Origin of the sequence: Cupriavidus sp. TMH.W2, assembly GCF_050847365.1 — a bacterium.
In the GTDB taxonomy this organism is placed as follows: domain Bacteria; phylum Pseudomonadota; class Gammaproteobacteria; order Burkholderiales; family Burkholderiaceae; genus Cupriavidus.
In genome coordinates this window covers 473,040-497,093 of record NZ_CP193793.1, presented here as the reverse complement: position 1 = coordinate 497,093, position 24,054 = coordinate 473,040, and the positions used below count along the sequence as shown (strand labels likewise).

The 24,054-nt window shown below is 63.1% G+C and carries 16 protein-coding genes; 7 read left to right on the top strand and 9 right to left on the bottom strand.

All coding sequences use genetic code 11. The annotated features are described in order from the left end of the window. Positions 1–91 precede the first annotated feature (91 nt). Positions 92–1,210, top strand: a complete 1,119-nt coding sequence (locus tag ACREYQ_RS19815) for a helix-turn-helix transcriptional regulator (RefSeq protein ID WP_432261883.1) — start codon at positions 92–94, stop codon at positions 1,208–1,210. Positions 1,211–1,248: 38 nt separating this feature from the next. On the opposite strand, the gene ACREYQ_RS19810 is transcribed toward ACREYQ_RS19815, so the two are convergent. The 5 genes from ACREYQ_RS19810 to ACREYQ_RS19790 form a co-directional block, all read right to left on the bottom strand. Further along, positions 1,249–1,638, bottom strand: a complete 390-nt coding sequence (locus tag ACREYQ_RS19810) for a cupin domain-containing protein (protein ID WP_432261882.1) — start codon at positions 1,636–1,638, stop codon at positions 1,249–1,251. A gap of 442 nt (positions 1,639–2,080) precedes the next feature. Further along, positions 2,081–3,073 carry an MBL fold metallo-hydrolase gene (locus ACREYQ_RS19805; RefSeq protein ID WP_432261881.1) on the bottom strand — a complete coding sequence of 331 codons (993 nt, stop codon included), beginning with the start codon at positions 3,071–3,073 and terminating at the stop codon, positions 2,081–2,083. A gap of 57 nt (positions 3,074–3,130) precedes the next feature. Next, positions 3,131–4,696, bottom strand: a complete 1,566-nt coding sequence (locus tag ACREYQ_RS19800) for an alpha/beta hydrolase family protein (protein WP_432262608.1) — start codon at positions 4,694–4,696, stop codon at positions 3,131–3,133. Positions 4,697–4,992: 296 nt separating this feature from the next. Then, positions 4,993–6,546, bottom strand: coding sequence for a sialidase family protein (locus ACREYQ_RS19795; protein ID WP_432261880.1), 1,554 nt, complete (start codon positions 6,544–6,546; stop codon positions 4,993–4,995). A gap of 1,107 nt (positions 6,547–7,653) precedes the next feature. Next, positions 7,654–8,616 carry an alpha/beta hydrolase gene (locus ACREYQ_RS19790; RefSeq protein WP_432261879.1) on the bottom strand — a complete coding sequence of 321 codons (963 nt, stop codon included), beginning with the start codon at positions 8,614–8,616 and terminating at the stop codon, positions 7,654–7,656. A 257-nt stretch (positions 8,617–8,873) separates the two neighbouring features. Here ACREYQ_RS19790 and ACREYQ_RS19785 point away from each other — a divergent pair, with 257 nt between their 5' ends. From ACREYQ_RS19785 to ACREYQ_RS19775, 3 genes are all read left to right on the top strand, one after another. Then, entirely contained in the window at positions 8,874–11,966 is a 3,093-nt protein-coding gene (locus ACREYQ_RS19785; RefSeq protein WP_432262607.1) for an acetoacetate--CoA ligase, read from the top strand. Positions 11,967–12,020: 54 nt separating this feature from the next. Beyond that, positions 12,021–12,797 carry a 4'-phosphopantetheinyl transferase family protein gene (locus ACREYQ_RS19780; protein WP_432261878.1) on the top strand — a complete coding sequence of 259 codons (777 nt, stop codon included), beginning with the start codon at positions 12,021–12,023 and terminating at the stop codon, positions 12,795–12,797. A 290-nt stretch (positions 12,798–13,087) separates the two neighbouring features. Continuing rightward, positions 13,088–13,666, top strand: coding sequence for a DNA-binding response regulator (locus ACREYQ_RS19775; protein WP_432261877.1), 579 nt, complete (start codon positions 13,088–13,090; stop codon positions 13,664–13,666). A gap of 32 nt (positions 13,667–13,698) precedes the next feature. On the opposite strand, the gene ACREYQ_RS19770 is transcribed toward ACREYQ_RS19775, so the two are convergent. After that, positions 13,699–15,009, bottom strand: a complete 1,311-nt coding sequence (locus ACREYQ_RS19770; RefSeq protein WP_432261876.1) for an MFS transporter — start codon at positions 15,007–15,009, stop codon at positions 13,699–13,701. 268 nt (positions 15,010–15,277) lie between these two features. Then, complete coding sequence (locus ACREYQ_RS19765; protein ID WP_432261875.1) at positions 15,278–15,475, bottom strand: hypothetical protein; 198 nt, start codon at positions 15,473–15,475, stop codon at positions 15,278–15,280. A 1,409-nt stretch (positions 15,476–16,884) separates the two neighbouring features. On the opposite strand from ACREYQ_RS19765, the gene ACREYQ_RS19760 reads away from it, so the two are divergent. The 3 genes from ACREYQ_RS19760 to ACREYQ_RS19750 all read left to right on the top strand — a co-directional run bounded on the left by ACREYQ_RS19760 (position 16,885) and on the right by ACREYQ_RS19750 (position 22,044). Next, positions 16,885–18,324: a carbohydrate porin gene (locus tag ACREYQ_RS19760; RefSeq protein WP_432261874.1), complete on the top strand. Its 1,440-nt coding sequence runs from the start codon at positions 16,885–16,887 to the stop codon at positions 18,322–18,324. 114 nt (positions 18,325–18,438) lie between these two features. Beyond that, positions 18,439–21,201, top strand: a complete 2,763-nt coding sequence (gene mgtA / locus ACREYQ_RS19755) for a magnesium-translocating P-type ATPase (protein WP_432261873.1) — start codon at positions 18,439–18,441, stop codon at positions 21,199–21,201. Between the two features lie 120 nt (positions 21,202–21,321). Beyond that, a complete protein-coding gene (locus ACREYQ_RS19750) occupies positions 21,322–22,044 on the top strand; it encodes an MgtC/SapB family protein (RefSeq protein WP_432261872.1) in 723 nt (240 codons plus the stop codon). 186 nt (positions 22,045–22,230) lie between these two features. On the opposite strand, the gene ACREYQ_RS19745 is transcribed toward ACREYQ_RS19750, so the two are convergent. Continuing rightward, the gene (locus ACREYQ_RS19745) at positions 22,231–23,700 is read right to left on the bottom strand and encodes an NAD(P)(+) transhydrogenase (Re/Si-specific) subunit beta (RefSeq protein ID WP_432261871.1); all 1,470 of its coding nucleotides are present in this window, start codon (positions 23,698–23,700) and stop codon (positions 22,231–22,233) included. Next, positions 23,700–24,047 carry an NAD(P) transhydrogenase subunit alpha gene (locus tag ACREYQ_RS19740; protein WP_432261870.1) on the bottom strand — a complete coding sequence of 116 codons (348 nt, stop codon included), beginning with the start codon at positions 24,045–24,047 and terminating at the stop codon, positions 23,700–23,702. The genes ACREYQ_RS19745 and ACREYQ_RS19740 overlap by 1 nt, the downstream gene beginning before the upstream one ends. Positions 24,048–24,054: the final 7 nt, after the last annotated feature.

Genomic DNA, 24,054 nt, shown 5'->3' with positions numbered 1-24,054 from the left:
ACAGGGCAATGCGGGCAATCAGGCCGCACGGGGCAAGCGCCCGGCAGGTGTGCGGCAGAGACGTTCGGGGGGAAGCGCAATGAAAGAAGACATGATGCATCAGACCATACGAGGCCTGTACGAGGGCATCCTTGACGAAACCGCCTGGCAGTCCAGCCTGGCCCTGTTGCGTGATGCCAGCGAAAGCATGCACGCCTCGCTGGTCGAGTTCGACGCGCCCAGCCAGCGGTTCCGGGTCAGCGAGATCCATGACCTGAACCAGGAACTGGTCGACGCCTACAACGACCACTACCAGGCCGAGGATCCGTCGCGGATTTACACACGGCAAATGGCAGTGGGGGAGTGGTATGTCGATTCGCGCGATCTCGGTCAGGCGAATATGAGCCGGCTGCCCTTCTACCGCGAGTTCATGCACGGCTTCAGGCTGAGTTCCGTCATGGGCTGCCTGGTCGAGCGCAAACCACACCGCGAAATCTTTTTCTCGCTGCAAAAGCCTCTCGGACAACAACCCTACAACGCTGACGACGCGCGCCGGCTGGGCTGGGCGATGCCGCATCTGCGACAGGCACTGAGCCTGCGCGAGCGCACGCTGGACGTCACCCTGCTCGGCGAGTTGTCTGCGCAAGTGCTGGAGCGACTCCCCTTTGGCCTGATCGTCGTCGCGCCTGACAGCAAGGTGCTGCTCAGCAATGCCCGTGGCGAACGCTGGGTGAGCCGGCTGTTGCCGGGCAAACAAGGCGAGCCCGGAGGCCGGGCGTGCCAGGACGGCTGGTGCCTGAGCCGGCCGTTCCGCGAGTTGCTGGCTGCGGTCTGCAGTCCTGACGGGGCCATGCCGGCCCAGGCCGCGCATGCCCGCAACGGCAGCGGGCACAGCGCAAGCGTCATCGTGCTGCCGCTGCCGCCGGCCCATCGCCTGGCCAGGCAATGGCAGCGCCCCGCCGCGCTGGTCGCAATCCGCGAGGCCGGCGCTGCTCCGGTCATGCTGGCGGGCGTGCTGCGCCAACTGTATGGCCTGACCGCATCCGAGATCCGGCTCGCGACCCTGCTCACTGCGGGCATCGGGCTGCCCGAAGCCTGCGCGCGCCTCGGCATCCGCCACGAAACTGCCCGCAGCCAGCTCAAGGCGGTCTTCAACAAGACCGCCACCGGCACCCAGGCCAGGCTCGCTCACCTGCTGAGCGAACTTGGCGCGTGCGTGGGGCCTGACTGATTATTTCCGCTGCCGGCTGGCACGAACCGGCGCAACCCTCACGGCGCCGGGGAAGCCAGCGGCTTGCCCTTCTCGACGACGTACACCCCCAGCACCCGCGTCGCCGTGCTGCCGCCGTTGTGGGCGTCATGCACCACGCCGGCCGGCACCACGAACGACTCACCGGCCTTGATCGCGCGCGGCGCCTGGCCATCGACCAGGAGTTGCACCTCGCCCTCCATGACGTAGCTGATCTCGTCCCCGGGATGCGTATGCCGCCCCGCATAGGCGCCTGGCGCAACCTCCACGCGCGCGACTACGGCTTCGCGACCTGGCACGGATACATCGGCCCGGTTGACCACGGTTCGCGTCAGGCCGGAATTCTGCGCCGCGGCGCCACCTGCCGCCAGCGCCAGGGCGCCCAATATGGCCAAATACTTGTAGTGCATGACTTCTCCTCAAAACTATTGCTGACTTTCTTGAGATGATTGCCGCATCTGATCCTGCCTGCGCTCATGCCGCCGGGCAGGCGAATGCCCGCTACGCGGACAGGCCTGAGCCAGTGCCAATACTGCTTCACAACTATTGAAGCTTCCAAAATTCACGACAGCCTTTGCTAACCGTCGTCCCCACACAGGCGGGGACCCAGTGGCTTTATCCCCGAAGGGACGTGAAGACCCTGGCTTCCCGCCTGCGCGGGAACGACGGTGGTTATTTTCATGTTGCCGCCAATTATTGATGTTTCCGAAATTCACGACAACGCTTCTTGCTTGTCGTTCCCGCGCAGGCGGGAACCCAGTGACTTCAAAGACGCTGGATTCCCGCCTGCGCGGGAATGACTGTGGTTGTTTTTGCACTGTCGCGAATTAGGGAAAGCTCAATAGGTAAGGCTCAATAGTGGGGCCCGCGTCGATAAATGGCCACGCCTTCCGCGCCAATCTCGAAGGCCATGAGGTCTTCCCCGACTGCGAAGGGACCGTTGTAGCTTTCACGTGTTTGCGACACGATTTCATCGGGCATCAAACTCGGGATGGTCGGCGTGCCGATCAGAGAAAGATGCGTGTACACAGCAAGCCTGGGATGCGCACGGGTGAATACCCTGCCTGCTTCCTGGGGCGTGACATGATGCGCGGCGATGGCTTGCATTGCCGGGCTCTTCATCATGTCTGGCTTCACGGCAAAGACCTCATGCACCAGCAGGTCGGTCCCGGCACCATACTTCACCACATTCTCGTTGAGCCGCGTATCGCCCGAGATCAGGACGGCGTGGCCCGCATAGTCGATGCGATAGCCGAACGCGGGCTTGACTGCCTCGCCGTGATTGACCTCAAAGGCAGTCACGCGAAGCCCACTTTTCTCATACACGATGCCGTCCGTCGTGAATTCCTCGACCTTGACATCGAGCCCCTCACGGGAAAGCTTCTGGTCGGCCATCCGCATCTTGATGTCAGCGGCATACGCGCGCTCCAGGTTCATCATCAGATCGGCTGCACCGCTCGGTCCGATCACATGAAACGGAGTACTGCGTTGTCCGAAGGGCGGCGGAAGCCATCCAGTAAGCCAAAGGTCGGGGACGCCGACGGTGTGATCGGAGTGGTAATGGGTCAGGAAGAGGACGTCGATCTTTCCAAGCGGTATGTGTAGCTGTGCGAGACGTATCGTGGCGCCGCGCCCGGCATCGATGAGTATCTTCTGGTTCCCTGCCTCGATCTGCGTGCTGGCGCCAAACCGATCCGCCGAGGGATCTGGCGCCCCTGTCCCAAGCAGCGTGACACGGAACACGCCCGGGCTTGCGGCATCTTCTGCCACGGCCAGATCCGGATATCCGGCAAGCATGAATGCGGCCGCGACGGCATATAAGGCGATTCGGCGAACGTGATTCATGGCTCGGCCCCCTCGTCGGCCTGGCGGCGGCCAAGCCGCCCGGCAAGCTTGAGATGCTCAGAAACTCCCGAAGAACGTGCGCGCTGCCGCCATGCAAAACGGCGCCACCAGTTCACTGTGGTAAGCCTCGATGACCGCGGAGGCGCCGCCATCCGTGGCACCTCCGGCAACCGCCTGCGCGGCCAGCGCTGCCTTGGCGTCGGCAAAGCCATGCTTGATGGCGGCATAAGGATCATTAGCTCCGGTGACGGAGGCATCGACATCCAGCACCGTGGTCAGCTTTGCCGGCACTTTGGCGTTTTTCCAGTACGCCTGCTGGATGGTCGCGTTGAAGAAGAAGACAGCGGGGTCCGCAGACCCGCCGCAGAGCTGGACCGGGGAGCTGGGCGTCCAGCTGCGCATGTCGTTTCGCTTGAATGCCTGACGCAGGGGGCTAGCCGGATTGGACGCCGGCGCCATTGCGGCCGTTGTATTCGGGAACGCGCCGTCCGGGCTCACCAGTTCATCTTGCAGCATGCTGAGGCGATACGCATTGCGCACGAGGTTGCCATCGCCGAACCCAAGGGCAAATACCGGCGTCAGCTCCGCCGGCATAAGCGGCGGCGAGGCTGGCGGCGTCAGTGACGCAAACTGCGGGGCGGGAGGGGTAAGACTGAAGAGCGCGGTAGCGGGAAGTTCTCCCTTTCCGATCAGTACGTCAATCGACGTCACGCTCGGCAGCAACTGTTCGATGCCTGGCACGTAGGCCGGCTCATAGAGGTCGCCTGGACTCCCGTAGACATTGCCGTAGGCATGCTGGTAGCTCGTCGCGACCAGCGTCGTGAACACGGTCGAGCCGATATCCACCTCGCCCGCAACCAGTGCATCGCCCATGGCTCCCAGCGCGTAGGGGCCGGACCCCATCGAGGCAGCCGTCACGTTAACGCCCGTCGCTTGCAGCGCGCGTTGCGTGGCCATGGCAACGTAGCCGCCCTGCGAATAGCCAGTCACAAAGAGCTTGCCATTCTCCCAAGTCAGTTTTCCTGCGTCCGTTCCCCCCATGGCAACCCGCCCTGCCGTGAGCGAGTCGATCATGTCAGCCGACTGCTGCGCCGCATTCAGGTACGGGTGATAAGCAAGACCGGAGCCGGAATATCCCGCGTAGTTGCTCGCCACCACGATATAACCCTGCGCCGCATACATGGCTGCAATGGCAAGGCCCTCTGCGGCACCGTCGCCATTGTTCTTGTCCGTCTGCGTCAGATCGGCAATATTGAAATTGCGGTATGTGGCGGTCCCGTGCGCATACAGCATGGTCGGGCGCGGCCCGCTACAGGCCGGGCCGCCGCCAGGAATCATCAAGGCGCCGCTGGCGTTGGTGTTCTCGTTGGCGCCACCAATCGTGCCATAACGGAAGTAGACCACCTCCAGGTCGCAAGCCGGGGTTCCGGCGACCTGCATAAGCTGCCGGCCCGTATCGCTTGAAGCCAGCAGGTTCGCCAACGCGCCCGCGCTGATGCGCAGCGTGGTTGCCTGATTCAGTAGCTGGCCGCGGCCTGCGGACGTGGATTGCGTGAAGGCGGCAGTAGTCAGCGCGCAATAGACCAAAACGCCAATAAGCCCCTTCCGCCCGGTCACACGCATCGTCCCCCCTTTCATCCCGATCAAATCGACTTGTTCCTAGTAGCAGGTCCGGGAACAGCCAGGAACAGCTCAAGGTGCGGCGCGCGGGTTTCCCCTTTCCAGCCAGCCAGCAATGTTGGCTAGCCCGCGCCTGGGCCTTGCTTTTGTTTGATGTTTAGTTATAGGGGTCAGGTAGAGTTGATCACCCCCTACTTCGGTGGGGTGCCTCACTGCATTGAAGCAGCAGGCACCTCCAGTACCAGATCTGTCCTCGAGGGGAACCCCCCTCGAGGAGTCGCCATACAGCGGCTGTCCAGTCAAGGGGTGCCGCCCCCCGCGATGACACGGCTGCCAAAGACGTCGTTGTTACTGTCCAGGATGTTGGTCCTATTTCGGCGGTCAGTCCAAACGGCGTAGGTGGTAGTTGCATTCACCGCGATGCCGGTGTAGTCACCGATAAAGGTTTTTTGACTGAGCGAAGACCTATCCGACGCGCGCAAATTGGTGAAGAATGTGTTTTGTCCCGGCGCCTTCCTCGCCACGAAGTTGTCATAGAAGAGATTCGACGAGTTGGGGAATGCGGTCGCCACAGCGGGCGACAGCCGATGGTCTTCCCAACTGAGCCATACGGTGCCATCCTCCCTGGCAGCAATGGCGGGAAACCCTTGAGCTCTTAACAACCCGTCATCATTCACCGTCAGAGGTGCGGACCAAACCGTGTAGGGTGCACTCGAGCTGGTGATATATCGGATGTCCCCGGACTCCGTGGAACTGCGGCCTGCGGCGGTGTTTTGATTCACAGGCGTAAACGCGTACGCGATGTGGGCGCCGCCTTTCCCGTCAATTGCGGCAGCGGGGAACATCCCGCCCCACCATCTATGATAGAACGCCGAAGGCCCCAGCCAGAACGGTAGTTCACAACATGATTCGGCAGCTGCGATAACCGGCGGATCAAAGGTGGCGCCATTATCAGAAGAATGTGCCACCTTAATCTGAAACCCGCCGTTCAGCCAGCCGTCGGCACCCGAGTTGTACCAGGCGACCACCACATCGGAGCCCGGGCCGGCTGCTGGGTGTGACCCTTGTACCACGACTGGAGCGCTCGCACTGTCGAACAGTGTTGGCGAGGCACTGTTGAAGGTGAGGCCACCATCCGTGGAGCGCGAAAATGCGATGTGGTCTGGGCTGGACACTACGCTGAACCGGGTCGCGGTAACGTACACGAGCGCACTCTGGCTGGCGTCAAACGAGTGCGTTGCAATCCAGGGTTTATCATAGATAAACGCCGCTGGATTGCCTTGCAAGGCAATCACCGGTGCGCTCCAGGTAACGCCGTTGTCGTCGGAGTGGCTCACCAGAATATCCCAGGTCCCCCCGAAGATATCCATGTACGCCATATAAACCCGGCTGCCGTCCGGAGCATAGGCGAGCACCGGGTCCGAGCAATCATGGCTTGGACTCAGTTGTTGCATGGGAACACCCGCGCTCCAGCTCTTTCCGCCATCCGAACTAGCATAGGCGACGCACCGTATCGGGAAGGTCGGATACCGATGCGAGGAAGCCACCAGATATTTTTTGTCTACCGGGTTGGCAACCACGTTAGTCTCGTTCTCATTGGCAGCCGTATCTGCGATGGCAACATCTCTCAGCTTGGGCGACTGTGCATTGCCCGGAGGACCGGAAGGGCTCGGGTCTGTAGGCTTACCCTGTATGTTAGTGATTCCAAGCTGCAGCGCGGCAAGATTCGAAGGCAATCCACTTAGCGCTTCAAGTTTCTCTGCCACCGAGTCTGGCAATTTTTCTTGTGCACCGGCGTGGGCTGCTGACAGGACGAAGAATGCCGGCACCAGAAATTTTAAGATTCTGGACATATCTAAAACTCCTCTTCCGTCTGGACACTGTTGTTCAGTCGGATTCATACGATGGAAGCGTCAACGCACAGCTGGTGTCAGCTCTCCTCAAATATCACGTGACAAGCATGCGCATCGTCACGCAGCGATTACCCAGGCTTCCAAAGCGGAGAATAAATACAGGCCAGACTGGCTCAGAAAAAATGTAGCCATGCTCTGCTCTCGGCAAAGAAAAAGGCTAGAAATCTGAATTAGTAACCAGAAATGGAATAGAAAAATTGTTATTGTTGTTTCGTATCTATATACGTTCATGATCGGAATAATTCATGAGCCGAGCATCTGATACCGTATCTAGATCCTGCTTCATGATTCCGCGTGCAATGCATCATCACTGCACGCCTGTCAGCATAGTAAAGAAAAGAAAAACATCCAGAAAAAAATACGACCGTTACTGAACCCGTCGATGGATAGATTTAACGATATAGATGCGGCGAGCGTGGCACCGGTGTCGAAAAATGTTTCATTCTCGAGATGGCAGCAGCCAGGAATGGAGCGGTCTCGTCGAGTAATACGCGTTTGCGCGTGACCGACTCCTCACGCCCAGGCCAGGGTCATTTTATTGCATGCGCTCATTGCGCTTCCCTGGCTTGAATTTAGCGCCCTGACTGTGCCGCACGCGCCGCCGAACCCAATGGGCCGTCGGCCATTCCCTGTCGAAGCGATGCTGCGTATCCACCTGATGCAGCAATGGTTTTGCCGATTCGAGATGGCGATGGCGCAGGCGCTGTGCGCACGCCGCCGCACCGCGAACTCGCCGGTCTGTTTCAACCTTGGTACCCGTTAGTATGGAACAAGGCAAGAAAGAGAACTCAGCGAAAGGATGTCTTGCTTTCCGTCGTGATGGAAACGCCCGGAAAATCCGCCATCCCGATTACCCCGTAATGGGGGCCGTGCACTGTGAAATGCGAAGAGCCATTTGCTTTGTCGAGCAGTCGGTTGCACACATGCGACAAGAGTTATGCATATCAGTTTAAATGATATTTAAACTTGAAATTTTCCACTTACCTGCGTTTCCTGCCGCCATATCCTGCATCATCACTTCGAGTGGACGCAAAAAGCAGGTGGTTGCTATACGCGAACATGCGCATTGGCAACAACACGAAGGCAAAACTCATGAATCGCGCTGACCATCTGGTTCAATCCAGGTTGCTCCAGCGGATAGTGTCCCGCGTTTTGCAGCATCACGATTTGCACGGGTACATGTCGAATCCGCCCGAGAAACAGTTCGCTCAGATGCAAGGGCGTCCAGTGGTCCTGCTCCGGCTGCGTCAGCAGGATAGGGCAGACATCGAAATCCTCGGGCTCCGCCGCCGGCACATAGTTGATGTAGCTGGCCATGAACCCCATCGTCACCCACTTGCCGGCTGAGGTCTTGTCAGCCAGGCAGACCTTCAATGCCGCCTTGTCGTTGACCAGCGCCTGCATCTTGCTGATTCCCGCGATGGGGAGCCGAATACCACCGAACGGCGTGCGCGCGGCCAGTTTCGCAAACCCACTTCCCACGCGGCTCATGAACCAGTTGATCGCAGTCTCGTCCCGCACCTGCTGAACACGCGGATCGAAGAACGTCATCCCCACGATGCCTTTCACCTTCCGGTTCTTCGCGGCAATGTGGTAGGACTCCAGGCCTCCCGCGCTGAAGCCGTAAAGCACGATGGGACGGTCGTCCTTCGCCGACTCCGCATCAACCAGGTCGCTGCCAGCCTGAACCCAGTCGTCGTACCGGATCAGCTTGCCGGGGCCGACCTCCGTCAGACCGTACTCCGGCATGTCGATGGCAATGGCTTCAACACCGTAACGCGCAAGTGGCGCACCGGCAATCGTTGACATCTGCCGGCCGTTGGTTCCCAGGCCATGGATGAGAATGACCTTCAACGGCGCTGCTGCATTGCGATAGCAATCAAGGTGGATGCGATGCTGCCGCCATGCCCACCATTCTTCTTGCGGCTCTTCTTCCTGAGTCAACTGGTACTGGATAGGGAGGAAACGCTGAATCTCCCGCCAGTTGGCTTGTTGAGCATAGGTCGTCATTTGCGCCCTTCCCTGGCGGCCTCGCCAGACTGTGCACGACTGCTGCAGAGCAAGGATACCGGACTGGCAGGAGCAGACAACAGGAAAAGCGGAACACCAGAAGCCCCAACCCTGTCTACGCCAGCTGTCTGGGTTGCTGACAGTCTTGTAATAATTCGTGCGATTTCGCACAGAGCAAAAAATGACGGGCCACTAGTCTGGTGCATCAGAACGCGCCGCTGCTTCGGGCGGGCGTACCGGTCTGCGTGGAGGATCGGATGGATCGTTTTTCCCTGTTTGACGCGTCGTTCTGCCCAAGCGTGACCATGGGACGCGTTCCCATCGACAGCAGCACGCCCGAGCGCGCCGCTGCGTCGCAAATGACCGCATTCACCGCGGCCCTGCAGGCATACACCGGCCAATCCTTCCAAAACTACGCTGCGCTGCACGATTTCTCGGTGCGGGAGTACCGGACGTTCTGGCAATGCTTTTTGCAGTGGTCGCGGGGGCTCGCATGGTCCGGCAGCACCGCGCCGGTCTGCGTCGGCAACGAATGCGAGCATGCATGCTTCTTCCCGCAGGTCCGGCTGAACTACGCGGACAACCTGCTTGGCCTGGCGGTAGCGGCGCCCGACACACCCGCGCTGACCGCCTGTTACGCGGATGGCCGCCGTGTGCGCCTGACCCGCGGCGAACTGCGCAATCGGGTAGCGCGTCTCGCACATGCGCTTGCGGCCTTGGGGCTGCGTGAAGGCGACCACGTGGTGGGCGTGATGCGCAACGACGCGGATGCGGTCGTTGCCGCGCTGGCCGTCACCGCGCTCGGCGCGACGCTCGCAACTGCCGCGGCCGAGATGAGCGTCGAGACGATCCTCGATCGCTTCGTGCCGCTGGCGCCGCGGCTGCTGTTCGCACACACCGCGCAGCGGGCGTTCGACAATGGCGTGGCGCTGGCGGATAACGTCGCCGCTCTGGTTGCTGCATTGCCGTCGCTGCAGGGCGTCGTCCGCCTCGACGACGGGACCTTGCCGGACACCGTCGGGCAGCGGGTCTATGCGCTTGGCGAGCTGATAGACAGTGGCGATGCCGGGAGCTTCGTTTGGCGGCATCTCCCGTTCAACCATCCGCTCTTCATCATGTTCTCGTCGGGCACTACCGGCAAGCCGAAGTGCATCGTCCACGGGGCCGGCGGCAGCCTGCTCGAGCATCTGAAGGAGCATCGGCTGCACTGCGACCTGCGCCCCGGCGATCGCTTGTACTTTCACACCACCTGTGCGTGGATGATGTGGAACTGGCAGTTGTCGGCGCTCGCGTCCGGGGTCGAGATCGTGACCTATGACGGCCCGGTCTCGACGGTCGATGCGTTGTGGCGCCTGGTTGCCGACGAGCGCGTCACCGTGTTCGGCACCAGTCCCGCTTACCTGAAGATGTGCGAGGACGCGGGCCTGGTGCCAGGGCAGCAGTTCGATCTCGGCGCACTACGCGCGATGATGTCGACCGGTGCGGTGCTGTTCGACGCGCAGTTCGAATGGGTGCGCGATCACGTGAAGCCGCTGCCCCTGCAGTCGATCTCTGGCGGCACGGACATTCTCGGCTGCTTTGTGTTGGGGAACCCGAACCTGCCGGTCTATGCGGGAGAAGCCCAATGCAAGAGCCTTGCGCTCGATGTCCAGGCGTGGGAACAGGGTGCCCGCACCAGCGGAATCGGCGAACTGGTCTGCGCCAACCCGTTTCCATCACGTCCGCTCGGCTTCTTTGGCGACACCGACGGCAAGGCGTTTCACGCTGCCTATTTCAGCAGCAACGCAGGTGTCTGGACGCACGGCGATCGCATCGAGTTCTCGCCGCAAGGCACTGCGCGGCTGCATGGCCGTTCCGATGGCGTGCTCAATGTGCGCGGCGTCAACATTGGTCCCGGCGAAATCTATCGCGTGCTGCGCGATATCCCGGACATTCGCGAAGCGCTGGTGGTCGAGCAGCGCTCACGCGCCGCGCCGCCCGGCAGCACGCACGCGCAAAGGTACGACCAGCGCATCGTTCTGCTGCTGGTCTTGCAGGATGGCGTCGCACTGACTGGCGCGCTGGCCGCCCGGGTGCGCCGCGAGCTCGCGCGTCGCGCGTCGCCAACGCACGTGCCAGACCGGATCATCGCCGTCGATGCGTTGCCGGTCACGCATAACGGCAAGCTGTCCGAAGCGGCCGCGCGCAATGCGGTCAACGGCCTGCCGGTCGGCAATGCCGCGGCGTTACGCAATCCCGGCTGCATCGACTCGATCCGCAACCATCCGGCACTGAACCTGGCGGTGCGCGAATTGCCATCCGCCGGCGAATCGCGCGAACAACTGGAACGTCATTTGCAGGGGCTATGGGAGAAGCTGTTCGACTTCGCGCCGATCGGTCGCGACGACAACTTCTTCGAGCTGGGTGGGCACTCGCTGCTGGCAGCGCGGTTGCTCGCCGACGTGCATCGGTCGACCGGGCGCGCGATTCCACTCGCGACGCTGCTGATCGCGCCGACGATCGCGCGCCTAGCCGCGGCGATAGACGATGCCGCACCGCCGCCGTCGCCGATCCTCGTGCCCGTGCGCGCCGGCACCGGGAAGCCGCTGTTCATTGTGCATGGCGCGAGCGGCTCGGTGATGGAATGTTGGGGCATGGTCTACGCGCTGCGCAGTCCCCGCCCGGTCTATGGCCTGCAGGCACAAGGCCTTGACGGCGAGCAGCCGACACAGCTGCGCGTCGAGGATATGGCGGCCAGCTACATCGAACAGATGCGCGCCGTGCAGCCGCGCGGACCGTACGCGCTGGCCGGCTACTCGTTCGGCGGACTGGTTGCGTTCGAGATGGCGCAACAGCTGACGCGCGCCGGCGAGCGCATCGAATTCCTGTGCCTGCTCGATACCTATGTGTGCGAGCATTTCCTGCCTTGGCGTGCCTGGATGCGGTATTGCTGCAGCTATTCGGGATGGCAGTGGCGCAAGCTGCGCGCGCTGCCGGCGTCGCAGCTTCTTGCTTACCAGGCGGACATGCTTGGGAAGACGGCTGGCCGCGTGGGGATAAGCTTCGGGCGCATGACGCGCCGGCCTGACGCCTTCACCGAATCATTGCCGCCCGCGCTTCGGCGCGTGCGGGAAACAATGGGACTGGCCATGACGGCCTATCGGCCGCGACCGTATCACGCGGGCCCGATTGTCTATGTGCGCGCGGCAATTCGGCAGGAGCATCGCGGCGATCCGATATCGCTGTGGCAGCGTGTTTCGCGCGGCGGCCTGATGATTGCCGAAGTGCCCAGCAGCCATATCGATATGCTACTCGAACCGAACTTGCAGGCCGTCGCGGCGCTACTGGACGAGAGGTTGGCAAACGCGTGACGCGACGGTCATGATTCATGAGGCACCGCACAGCGTGAGCGGAGATCGAACGGCATGCAGCCCGACTTTGTCACCACACGGAACGCAGGACATGCCGCGTCGCTGGTTCTGCCTGAACCGAACCGCCTCTCGTTGCCGCAAAGCGCCGTGCATGTGTGGGTACTGAATGACGCTCTGGTCGAACCCGTATGTTCGGCACTCGCCCACACGCTTTCCCCGGATGAGCGGCAGCGTGCCCAAGCCTACCTCCACGAATGGCACCGCAATGACTTCATTGCCCGGCGGAGCCTGCTGCGCTGGCTGATCGGCTGCTATCTGACCTGCAAACCCGAATCCCTGCGCTTTAGCGTTACGCCGTTCGGCAAGCCGGTCGTGCAGTGGCCGCGCGCGGCAAGGATTGCATTCAGCGTTTCCCACACTGACGGGATGACGCTGCTCGCTTTCGCATGGAGTTGCCGCATCGGCGTGGACGTGGAGCGGCGGATTGACGGCCTGGACGTTGGCGGCCTTGGACGCGGGATATTCTCTCTGATCGAGGAGGCGGCGCTTGACCGGATGCGACCCGATGCGGCGGCGACCCTGCTCAGTATCTGGACCCGAAAGGAAGCTCTGCTGAAGGCGCTCGGCACGGGGCTCTCCGGCGAGCCGAGCGCCTATACGACGGAAGACGATTTGCTGCTCGGCGCGGGCCGCTGGCGTGCTTCGCATCGTGGCAAGACGATTTCCGGCTGGACGTGTCTCGACCTCGCCTTCGGGGCGGATGTCCGCGCAGCGCTGGCCGTGTCGCGCGATGGCGCACGCGTCACCCTCCACCGGGCGAGACACCTGTGAAGAGCGTCACCGGGGCAACCCGCAAGTGTTGCACCCGGAGAGATTGCGTCCAGATTGCGGAATAGTCGTCCGATTGCGCGGCATGAATCACCTTTCCCGATCCCAAAGGCCGGGTTGCGCGATGGCCGCCAAACTGCCGGCCCGGGTCGGTCGCGGAACACGTTACGTTACACGTAACACCTGCCCGCGGCCGCCAGTCGCCTGCAAAGCCGCGGCAGGTTTGCGTCAACCTCCCGGAAACCCACGGCAGGCCTGGCTCCCGCGCTTGCGCGCGAGGGCACGAAACGGCCTTGCCAGAGCTGGCATTCCCCTTGCTGGTTCTGGTGCGAGGCGCTGGCCACGAAGCCAACGCCGGCAAACCGGGAGAAACGAGGTTGAACTGGACGAACCGTGGAACGGCCGCCTGGGAGCAGGCTCTGGGGCGCAGCCGCGAGGCACATGCCGTGGTGATCGACGACATGCCGGTTTACCGGCACGGCGTCATGCACCTGCTCGGCAGAATTCCCGGCATTGGCCGGGTGGAACTGGTGGAGCCGGGCGCCCTGGCGGCGCGCAATGCGAGCCTGCCGGCGCCGGCGTTGCTCGTGTTCGGCATGCCGCCGGATCTTGCTGACGGCTGGCACCTGCTGCGCCTGGCCAGCCTGATGCTGAAGCCAAGGCGCCTGCTGCTGGTCTCGGAAAATATGTGGCAGCGCCTGCCGCCAGGCCTCGACGGCCGCTTTGCCCGCTCCCTGCACAGGTCCGCATCGCTCTCAACGGTCGAACGGGACGTGTGCGCGCTGCTGGAGCTTCCGCTCCCTGCGGAAGCTCCGCCCGGGCAACACGCCGGGCCCGCAGCCTTCCGCCGCCCGTTCCACGTGCTCGCGTAAGCCGCGCAGGCTTGCGCCCAGGTCAGGAGGGACTATGTGCGCTCAGTTCCCCGGATCTGGTCCAGCACTTCGGCCTCGACCTCCGGATTGGGTTCGCCATCCCTGGTAGCAATCAATGCTTTCGGCGTCAGCGGGATTAATGGCAGGATCAGTGCGTACACCGCAGTCGTCGCGATCACACAGTATGTGAAGCCATGCGTCGGGCTGCTGTTATAGATCCATGAGCCGAGGAGATCGCCGGCACGCGCCGAAAGCGCCAGAACGCCATCCACCAGCATCATCAGGGTTCCTTGCAGGCCTGGCGGACAGGCCCGCATCGCGAGATCGAAGTAGGCTGCCGTGGCTACGCCGCCCATCAGCCCGATGGGTACCGCCAGGACAAGCGCGAGATTGGCTGAGTGAATGAATGCCAGCGGAATCATCTGCGGCACCGCGATGATTGTCCCCCACCACAGCAACTTGTTCAGCGCTACTTTCTTGCACAGGAAGCCATAGAGCAGGAATGTCGGGATGAACGCAGCGGCAAAGATTCCGTTGTAGTACGAATAAACGGCATCCGATGCATGCAGCGCATCGGTCAGGTAGAACTGCAGCGGAGTGGCCGATCCTGGCGCAAAGTTCCACAGAAAGCAGATGAGAACCGCCGGATAGACGGCCTTATGCTTCACCAGCCGCCTGACATTCCCAATGAGATCCGCGCCCCTGGCTTGCGGCTTCTCGTAGATGTGGCCGAAGACGGAAACTGGCTTCCAGAGCGCCAGCACGGCAATCGATAAAGCGGCCGCCGCCACCAGGAGGAAAGCTTCCTTCGCGGCAAGATGATCGGAGATGTATCCGGAGGCGAACGCTCCCGCAACGACGGGGACGGCACCGACCACGTTCAGCAGAGCGCTCAGGCGCCCTGACATGAGCTTCTCCTGGCCCACCAGGGCGATCAGCCCCTGATAGGCTGCGGCGATAAACCGGGACGACAGCATTGCCAGCAGCAACCCGATGAGCAGTCCCGCGTATGAGAAACCCGAGAACGCCATCCAGATGATTGCCACCGCGGTCGCCGGAGCGAAAATCAGGAAGAAGCCGCGATCGCGCAATCCCAGCGGGTTCCATTGGTCGCGCGCCAGGCCAAAAGCGAACGCAACGTAGACGGGTATGCCCGTGATCAGCCGGAATGTCGAGATCTGCGTCGCCGTCGCATGCAACTGGTTCTTGAGTATGTACGACGTCTGGATATCAACCAGATAGCCGGCCGGCGTTGCCAGAGCGATGAGCAGGGTCAGCAAACCGAAATACAGCAGGGTTCGGTCACTGCCCTCGGAACCGTTACGAACAGAAGCGGCCAGCATTTTCGTGGCTTAACGGCGAAACTGGGATGTCGACCTGCGACAAAAATACCGGATATGGCATGAAGTCCTTGCCCGCGAGGGGTTCCGCGGGTTGCGCGGCAGCCGGCCTCCCCGAGAACCGCCCAGGCGGCCGCCTGTAAGCAGACGCTACTGCTAGCGTAGACGAAAAAACGGGACTTGATGTTCCGAGACCGGCGCTTGCCGGCCGAAGCCGGCTGTGGAATCAACCAGTCGATGCCGCACATTCAATGCTGTGCGGGCGGTGGATTCACACTCGGCTCACGATCAGCAGAAGGCCAACCAATATAGCCGGCACCGCGCAAAGCACGCCGAGGAATAACGCGAAGGGCACCGAGCGGCCGTCGAGGGCGTGGGTGATCTGCCCCTGCTGGCGCGGGGCAACCTGGCTCGGGCCGCGCGGTTCGGCGTCGATTTCGCGGCGCAGGAATTTCATGACAAGTTGCATCGAAGGCTCCGAGACAAGTGAGCGTTCAGGAACCGCGCGCAATGCGCTGGCGACCCGGGAGTACGCTGGTCAGCCACGACCCTGGGTCGCCCCTGGCAATTCCAGGGTGTGGTTGGACTGAGCCCTGGCGCCGTAACTGGATTCTGTACAAGCCGAAGCCGAAAAGGTACCGACCAAACGACGGACTGCATCGCGGATAGCTCAATAAAGGGATTGATTCAGACCTGAAACGGCGCAGGGAGTGGTGACTGATCGTTCTGATCCGCTTGGGTCGATATAGTGTTTGCCGCTGTCCTCCGCCTGGTGGCCGGCGCGCCAGGCGTTCCGTTACACCAGCCTGGCGCGGACCTGCTAATGTGCATTGAGAAAGGGCCGCTCGTGGCCTCGCCCCGGCGCGCCATCAGCGTTGCTGCGCTCTTTCCTGTGGAGGCACCATGAATCTGCGCCATCCCCTCCTTGCCGTGTTGCTGGCCACCGCCGGCGTTGCCGGGCTCATGAAGGCTACATCGATCGGGCCGGACCGATCAGCAATCCGGTCCGACCGCGTCGTCCAGAGTTTGCGAGGCAGTGACGATCCCAATGCAACCTTATACGCCCGTGGCGGCACATATCCCCGACGCCAACGCGACAGCAAGCCAACGTCGTCTCAAGCCCGTCGAAGCGGGTCGGACGCAACGGATATGGCAGCCGCGCAGGCTTCAGCAGCCCATCAGGCATGACCCCATTCTCGGACTGGCGGGAGTTCACCCCGGCAGGCGCCTTCCTTTGGGAGAGTCCTTGAAATGCACATTTTCTCAAGAGGCCTTGCCCTGGCGGCACTCGCCACACTCATCTGGCCGGCCGCTGTGAACGCTGCTGCTTCCGACGCCGAGGCACCCCGCGCGCAAAGCCCCAGGCCCGCCGAACCGTATCAAGGCCGCAAGCGTGAGCGGAGAAAAGAGCGGGCCGAGCAGCGCAAGCAGGGGCAGGCGCACCCGGAAGCTGGGCAACAGGAGGGAAAAACGGCTGGCCCCTAGCGCGATTGCGCGGCGGGACGCACCGGAAGACGTGAGGTGTGGAAAAAAAGCGCCGCGCGGGCTCCGTTCGCCGCGAAAATCATTTGCTCGACGCTGTGGCCTTTTGCTATGCTTCGCCCCGTCATCACTACGGGTTTTTCCCATGGACAGTTGTTCTGATCGGCCCCGGGCCGAACTCTGAACGGCTAGTCAGTCAAGGCGACGTCTCGCCACTGCCTAGCCGATAGCGGCGGGTAGTGGCATCCGCGCGGGTTCTCCGCGTGCCCATCTCCCGGTTTTTGTTTGCGACCTGCGCCGCGAGGGTAGCGGTGGACGGCTTTCGTCCGCGCTCAGACCCTTTACCGCCGGTCGTCCGTGCCTACGCGCGCCATAGAAGCGCGCGAGGGAGGTCCCATGACGTTCGTTTCGTGCTTTTCGTTTTTTGTTTCGATGCTGCCCCTCCTGAAGGGCACGCTGGGGTCGCGCCGCGCGTTGGCATCGCTGCTTGCCCTGTTCCTCACCCTCGGCTTCGGGCCGGCACGTGCGCAGGACGCCAGCAGCAATCTCCCCGCCACCGCGCCAACCGCTGATGCCGGCCAGGCCCTGGCGGGCGAACCGGACCGCTTCGCGATCCACGGCCAGACCACCTACGTCTGGCAGCGCAAGCCGGCATTTGGCGCCGCCTACTCGGGCGACAACAGCCTGGGCCCGCAGCGCGACAAGAGCTATTCGTGGACGGCCACGCTGGACCTGGGGGTGCGGCTGTGGCAAGGCGCCGAGTTCCATTTCAATCCGGAAGGGGTCCAGGGCGTTCCGTTTTCCGGCCTGCACGGCCTTGGCGGCCTGTCCAACGGCGAACTGGCCAAAGTATCGGGCCCCAATCCCACCGTTTTTCGCGCCCGCGCCTTCCTGCGCCAGACCTGGGGCCTCGGCGGTGGCGAGGAGCAGGTGGAGGCGGACTTCAACCAGTTCGCCACCACCGTCGACAAGCGCCGGGTGGTGCTGACCGCAGGTAACGTGCCGGTGCTCGACATCTTCAACGCAGTCGGATACGCGCACGATCCGCGCACGCAATTCCTCAACTGGTCGTTCATGACGCACGGCTCATTCGACTACCCGGCCGACGCCCGCGGCTACAACTGGGGGATCGCGCTGGAGTACTACTACGACGACTGGGCAGTGCGCGCCGGCCGGTTCCTGCAGCCGATCGAATCGAACGGCCTGGCGCTCGACACCCGCTTCCTGCAGCACTACGGTGACATGATCGAGCTGGAAAGGCGTTATCAACTGGCCGGGCAGGAGGGCAAGGCCCGGCTGCTGTTCTGGCGCAACAAGGCCAGGATGGGCGCCTTCCGCGATGCCATCGCGTCTGGCAACGTCAATGGCACCACACCGGACGTCGCCGATGTACGCCGCGAGCACGCCAAGGTCGGCGTCGGCCTGAGCTTTGAACAGAAGGTTGGCGAGGATCTTGGCCTGTTCGTCCGCGCGGACTGGGCGGACGACAAGACCGAGACCTATGCCTTCACGGAGGTCGGCCGGAGCTTTTCGCTCGGTGGCATCCTGAGCGGTCAGCGCTGGGGCCGCCCCCAGGATGCACTGGGCGTCGGTGTCGCGGTCAATATGCTGGGCAGCGCGCACCGGGATTATCTCGCCGCCGGCGGCCTCGGTGCTTTCCTGGGCGACGGCGCGCTGAACTACGGGCAGGAGCGCATCCTGGAAGTGTTTTACAGCTTTCAGCCGGTCAGGCACCTGTGGATCAGCCCCGACTTCCAATACATACAGAACCCAGGCTACAACCGCGATCGCGGACCGGTGAAGTTCTACGGCGTACGTTTTCACGCGGAATTCTAAGCCGCGGCACGAAAAACCTGCCCCGCCTTTCAAGGCGCCCCAATGAATGCATTCTCTCGCTGCCGTACACTCGTGCGCAGCGGCAACACCTGAACCGATCTCGGAGATTCCGTCATGAACTTTCAATTCCTGACGACCTTTTTTGGCGGGTTCCTGCGCTCGCGCCGGGTCGCCCACCATTTCCGCCGCCTGGCGCTGTTCGAATCGCTGGGCGAGCCGGGCCCGTCGCGGGCCATGCCGGAGCACCTGACGCACGACCTGAAGCGGGCGGCCAGGGACGACGTGGCCGCCGTGCTGGTGCGGCTGCATTCGCATGAAGACGGCCTGACCAGCCCCGAGGCGGAAGAGCGCCTGAAACGCTTTGGCCCCAACGAGGTCGATCACGAAAAGCCGCTGCCGGCGTGGCTGCACCTGTGGCATTCGTACCGGAACCCGTTCAATCTGCTGCTGACGGTTCTGGCCGTGATTTCCTACCTCACGGAAGACATCAAGGCTACCCTCGTCATCGGCACGATGGTAATCCTGTCGACCCTGATCCGCTTCGTGCAGGAGCGCCGCTCGAACCAGGCCGCCGACGCCCTGAAGGCCATGGTCAGCACCACTGCCACCGTGGTGCGGCGCGACCTGGCGGCCGCGGTTTCGGAAACCAGCGCCCAATACTTCAATGTGCAGTTGCACTCCAGGCCACCGGCCAAGATGGAAGTGCCGCTGCGCGACCTGGTGCCAGGCGAAATCGTGGCGCTGTCGGCCGGCGACATGATCCCCGCCGATTGCCGCATCCTCTCCGCCAAGGATCTGTTCGTCAGCCAGGCGGCCATGACCGGTGAATCGCTGCCGGTGGAGAAGTTCGCCGAGCGGCGCGGCCATACCGAAAGCCCGCTGGATCTCACCAATATCGCCTTCATGGGCACCAACGTGGTGTCGGGCGCAGCCACCGCGGTGGTGCTGGAGACCGGCAACCGGACGTATTTCGGCACGCTGGCGGCCCGGGTGACGGCCGCCGGGCCCGCGGTCACCGCGTTTCAGGCCGGCGTGAACCAGGTGAGCTGGCTGCTGATCCGCTTCGCCCTGGTGATGGTGCCGATCGTACTGCTGGTCAACGGCTTCACCAAGCACGACTGGATGGAGGCCTTCCTCTTTGCCTTATCCGTGGCGGTGGGCCTGACCCCGGAAATGCTGCCGATGATCGTCACCTCGACACTGGCCAAGGGCGCGGTGCTGCTGTCGCGGCGCAAGGTCATCGTCAAGCGGCTGGACGCGATCCAGAACTTCGGCGCCATGAACGTGCTGTGCACTGACAAGACTGGCACGCTGACGCAGGACAAGATCGTGCTGGAGCGCCACACCGATGTGCTTGGCCATGGCTCCGACGACGTGCTCAAGCATGCCTACCTGAACAGCTATTTCCAGACCGGCCTCAAGAACCTGCTGGACCGCGCGGTGCTGGAGCATGCCGAGCTGCAGAAAGAGCTGATGCCGGTGCGGGACTACCGCAAGGTGGACGAGATCCCGTTCGACTTCCAGCGCCGCCGCATGTCGGTGGTGGTGTCCGAACGGGACGACCATAACGAGCTGATCTGCAAGGGCGCCGTCGAGGAAATCCTGAGTGTCTGCACGCGCGTGCAGGTCAAGGGCGAGGTGTTGCCGCTCGACGATGCGCTGCTGGCGCAGGTGCGGCAGGTGACGCACGACCTCAATGAGGAGGGCCTGCGCGTGGTGGCCGTGGCCATGAAGGAAACGCCGCCGGGACTGGCCACCTACGGCGTGGCCGACGAGCGCGACCTGACCCTGGTCGGCTACATCGCCTTTCTCGATCCGCCCAAGGAATCCACCGCCCCCGCCTTGCAGGCGCTGGCGACGCACGGCGTCACGGTCAAGGTCCTCACCGGGGACAATGAACTGGTGACCGCGAAGATCTGCCGGGAGGTCGGGCTGCCGATCGACGGCGTGCTGCTGGGGCCGGAGGTCGAGAAGATGGATGCCGCCGCGCTTGCGCAGGCGGTCGAGACGCACAACGTGTTCGCCCGCCTGTCGCCGCTGCACAAGGAGCGCCTGGTGCACGCCCTGCGCGCCAACGGCCACATTGTCGGCTTCATGGGCGACGGCATCAACGACGCCCCCGCGCTGCGCGCGGCCGACATCGGCATTTCGGTGGACAGTGCGGTGGATATCGCCAAGGAAGCGGCCGACATCATCCTGCTGGAAAAGAGCCTGATGGTGCTGGAGCAAGGCGTGATCGAAGGGCGTCGCACCTTCTGCAACATGCTCAAGTACATCCGCATGACGGCCAGCTCCAACTTCGGCAACGTCTTCTCCGTGCTGGTGGCGAGCGCCTTCCTGCCGTTCCTGCCGATGCTGCCGCTGCAACTGCTGGTGCAGAACCTGCTGTATGACATCTCGCAGATCGCAATTCCCTTCGACAGCGTCGACGATGAACTGGTGGCGAAGCCGCTCAAGTGGAATCCCGGCGATATCGGGCGCTTCATGGTCTTCTTCGGCCCGATCAGCTCGATCTTCGATATCACCACATTTCTGGTCATGTGGTTCGCATTCGGCGCCGATACCGTGGGCAAGCAGTCCTTGTTCCAGTCCGGCTGGTTCGTGGTGGGCTTGCTGACGCAGACGCTGATCGTGCATATGATCCGCACCCCCAAGCTGCCCTTTGTCGAAAGCCGCGCGGCTGCGCCGCTGCTGGTGATGACCGGCGTGGTCATGGCCATCGGGGTGTTCCTGCCGATGGGAGCGCTGGCCGGGTACTTCAAGCTGCAAGCCTTGCCGCTGACGTACTTCCCCTGGATGGTCGGCATCGTGCTGGGCTATGCGTTGCTGACCACGGCGATGAAGCGCGTCTACATCCGCCGTTTCGGCTGGCAGTAAGCCGCATCCTCGCCTGGACCGACCCTCGGTCACGCCGCCATGCCGCATGACGGCGGCGTGACACAATCGTGACATTCTTGGCGGGTAGAAGGGCCGTTCTGGCTCCGCCCGATATCAGCCATGACTCTTGAAGCCATCCAGAACATCAATCTCGAATCGTTGCTCGATACCGGCATCAGCCTGACCACGGCATTCGTGCTCGGTGCGGTGATCGGTTACGAGCGGCAGTACCGGCAGCGCACCGCTGGCCTGCGGACCAACGTCCTGGTGGCGGTGGGCGCGGCCATCTTCGTGGACATGGCCAACCGGCTGGCGGGCCACGATGGCGCCGTGCGCGTGGTGGCCTACGTGGTTTCGGGGATCGGGTTTCTCGGCGCCGGTGTGATCATGCGGGAAGAAGGCAACGTGCGGGGGCTCAACACCGCGGCCACGCTGTGGGGCTCGGCCGCGGTAGGCGCCAGCGCCGGCGCAGACCTGATCCTGGAGGCTGCGCTCGGCTGCCTGTTTGTGCTGGCGTCGAACACGTTGCTGCGTCCGCTGGTCAACCGCATCAACCAGCAGCCCATGGACACACCCGCGGTGGAAGTCACCAATACCGTCTACGTCATTGCACCGCGGCTACGCCAGAAGGAGGCGTTGCGGCTGCTGGAGGATGCGCTGGAGGCGGGCAAGCATCCGACCCGCGATCTGGTCGTCCATGCCTTCGGCGATCAGGACGTTGAAATCGAGGCGGTGCTGATGTCGACGTCCGTCGATGGCGATCAGCTCGACGCCATCGTGGCGCAACTGGCCGCATCCGACGCCATCGGCCAGGCCTTCTGGAGCCCGAGCACGACGGAGTAAGTCAGCTGCCCGGCCGCACGCATGAGTGCCTGTTGCCGTCCGCAGTGCCGGCTGATGCCGGATCGTGCGCCGACAAATCCGGACCGCCATTGGCGGCGGGGACGGCACAGGCGGGTTGCATTGGATCGCTCCCCCTCGATTGCAGGTTCTTATAGCGAACTGGCCGCGTGCTGCGGACGGTGCGGCTCAGGCGGCCTTGAGCATGTCTTCGACCACCTTCTTGGCGTCGCCGAACACCATCATGGTCTTGTCCAGGTAGAACAGCTCGTTGTCCAGCCCGGCGTAGCCGGCGGCCATCGAGCGCTTGTTGACGATGATGGTCTTGGCCTTGTACGCCTCCAGGATCGGCATGCCGGCGATCGGCGACTTGGGGTCGGTCTTGGCCGCCGGGTTGACCACGTCGTTGGCGCCCAGCACCAGCACCACGTCCGCCTGGCCGAACTCGCTGTTGATGTCTTCCATCTCGAAGACCTGGTCGTACGGCACCTCGGCCTCGGCCAGCAGCACGTTCATATGGCCGGGCATGCGGCCCGCCACCGGGTGGATCGCGTATTTCACGGTCACGCCCTTTTCCGTGAGCGCTTCGGTCAGTTCCTTGAGTGCGTGTTGGGCGCGCGCCACCGCCAGGCCGTAGCCCGGGACGATGATCACGGTCTCGGCATTGCCCATCAGGAAGGCGGCATCGTCCGCCGAGCCCGCTTTCACATTGCGCTGCGCCTGCCCTGCCGGCCCGGCCGCGGCCGCGGCGTCGCTGCCGAAGCCGCCCAGGATCACGTTGAAGAACGAGCGGTTCATCGCGCGGCACATGATGTACGAGAGGATGGCACCGGACGAACCCACCAGCGAGCCCGCGATGATCAGCATCGGGTTGTTCAGCGAGAAGCCGATGCCCGCCGCCGCCCAGCCCGAGTACGAGTTCAGCATCGACACCACCACCGGCATGTCGGCGCCGCCGATCGGGATGATGATCAGCACGCCGAGCACGAAGGCGATCGCCAGCATGACCAGGAACGGCATCCACGCCTGCGTCAGGAAGAACGCGATACCGAAGCCGACCATCGCCACCGCCAGCAGCAGGTTCAGCCAGTGCTGGCCGGCGAACACCACCGGCGCGCCCTGGAACAGGCGGAACTTGTAGCGCCCGGCCAGTTTGCCGAAAGCGATCACCGAGCCCGAGAACGTGATGGCGCCGACAAAGCAGCCGATAAAGAGCTCGATGCGGTTGCCCGGCGGAAGGTCGTGCGAACCGGCAGCCGTGATGCCAAAGGCAGCGGGCTCCGCCACGGCCGCCACCGCGATGAACACCGCCGCGAGACCGATCAGCGAGTGCATTGCCGCGACCAGCTCGGGCATCTTGGTCATCTGCACCTTCTTTGCGACGTAGGCGCCGATGCCGCCACCCACCACCAGTGCGGCCAGGATCAGCGCCACGCCGGTGCCCGGCGCGGAGGAGTTCGCCCCGCCGGAAAGCAGTTCGCTCTTCAGCTTGAAGATCAGCGCCACCGTGGTGAGCGCCGCCACCAACATGCCGGCCATGCCGAAGGTGTTGCCGCGCCGCGCCGTAGTCGGGTGTGACAGCCCCTTGAGCGCCTGGATAAAGCACACCGACGCGCCCAGGTAGGACAGCGTCACCATATTCATGGACAGGCCGTTCATTACGCCACCTCCGCCAGTTTGCCGCCGGGCTGCCCCTTGGCTTCGGGCTGCGCCTTGGGCGCCTTCTTCCTGAACATTTCCAGCATGCGCTGCGTGACCAGGAAGCCGCCGAACACATTGACCGCGGCCAGCGCCACCGCCAGCGTGCCCATCACGCGCCCGACGCCGCCTTCGGTCAGGCCCGCGGCGAGCATGGCGCCGACGATGATGATGGCCGAGATCGCATTGGTCACTGCCATCAGCGGCGTATGCAGCGCGGGGGTGACCGTCCAGACCACGTGGTAGCCCACGTAGATCGCCAGGACGAAGATGATCAGGTTGATCACCGTGTGGCTAACCATTTCCATCGATATC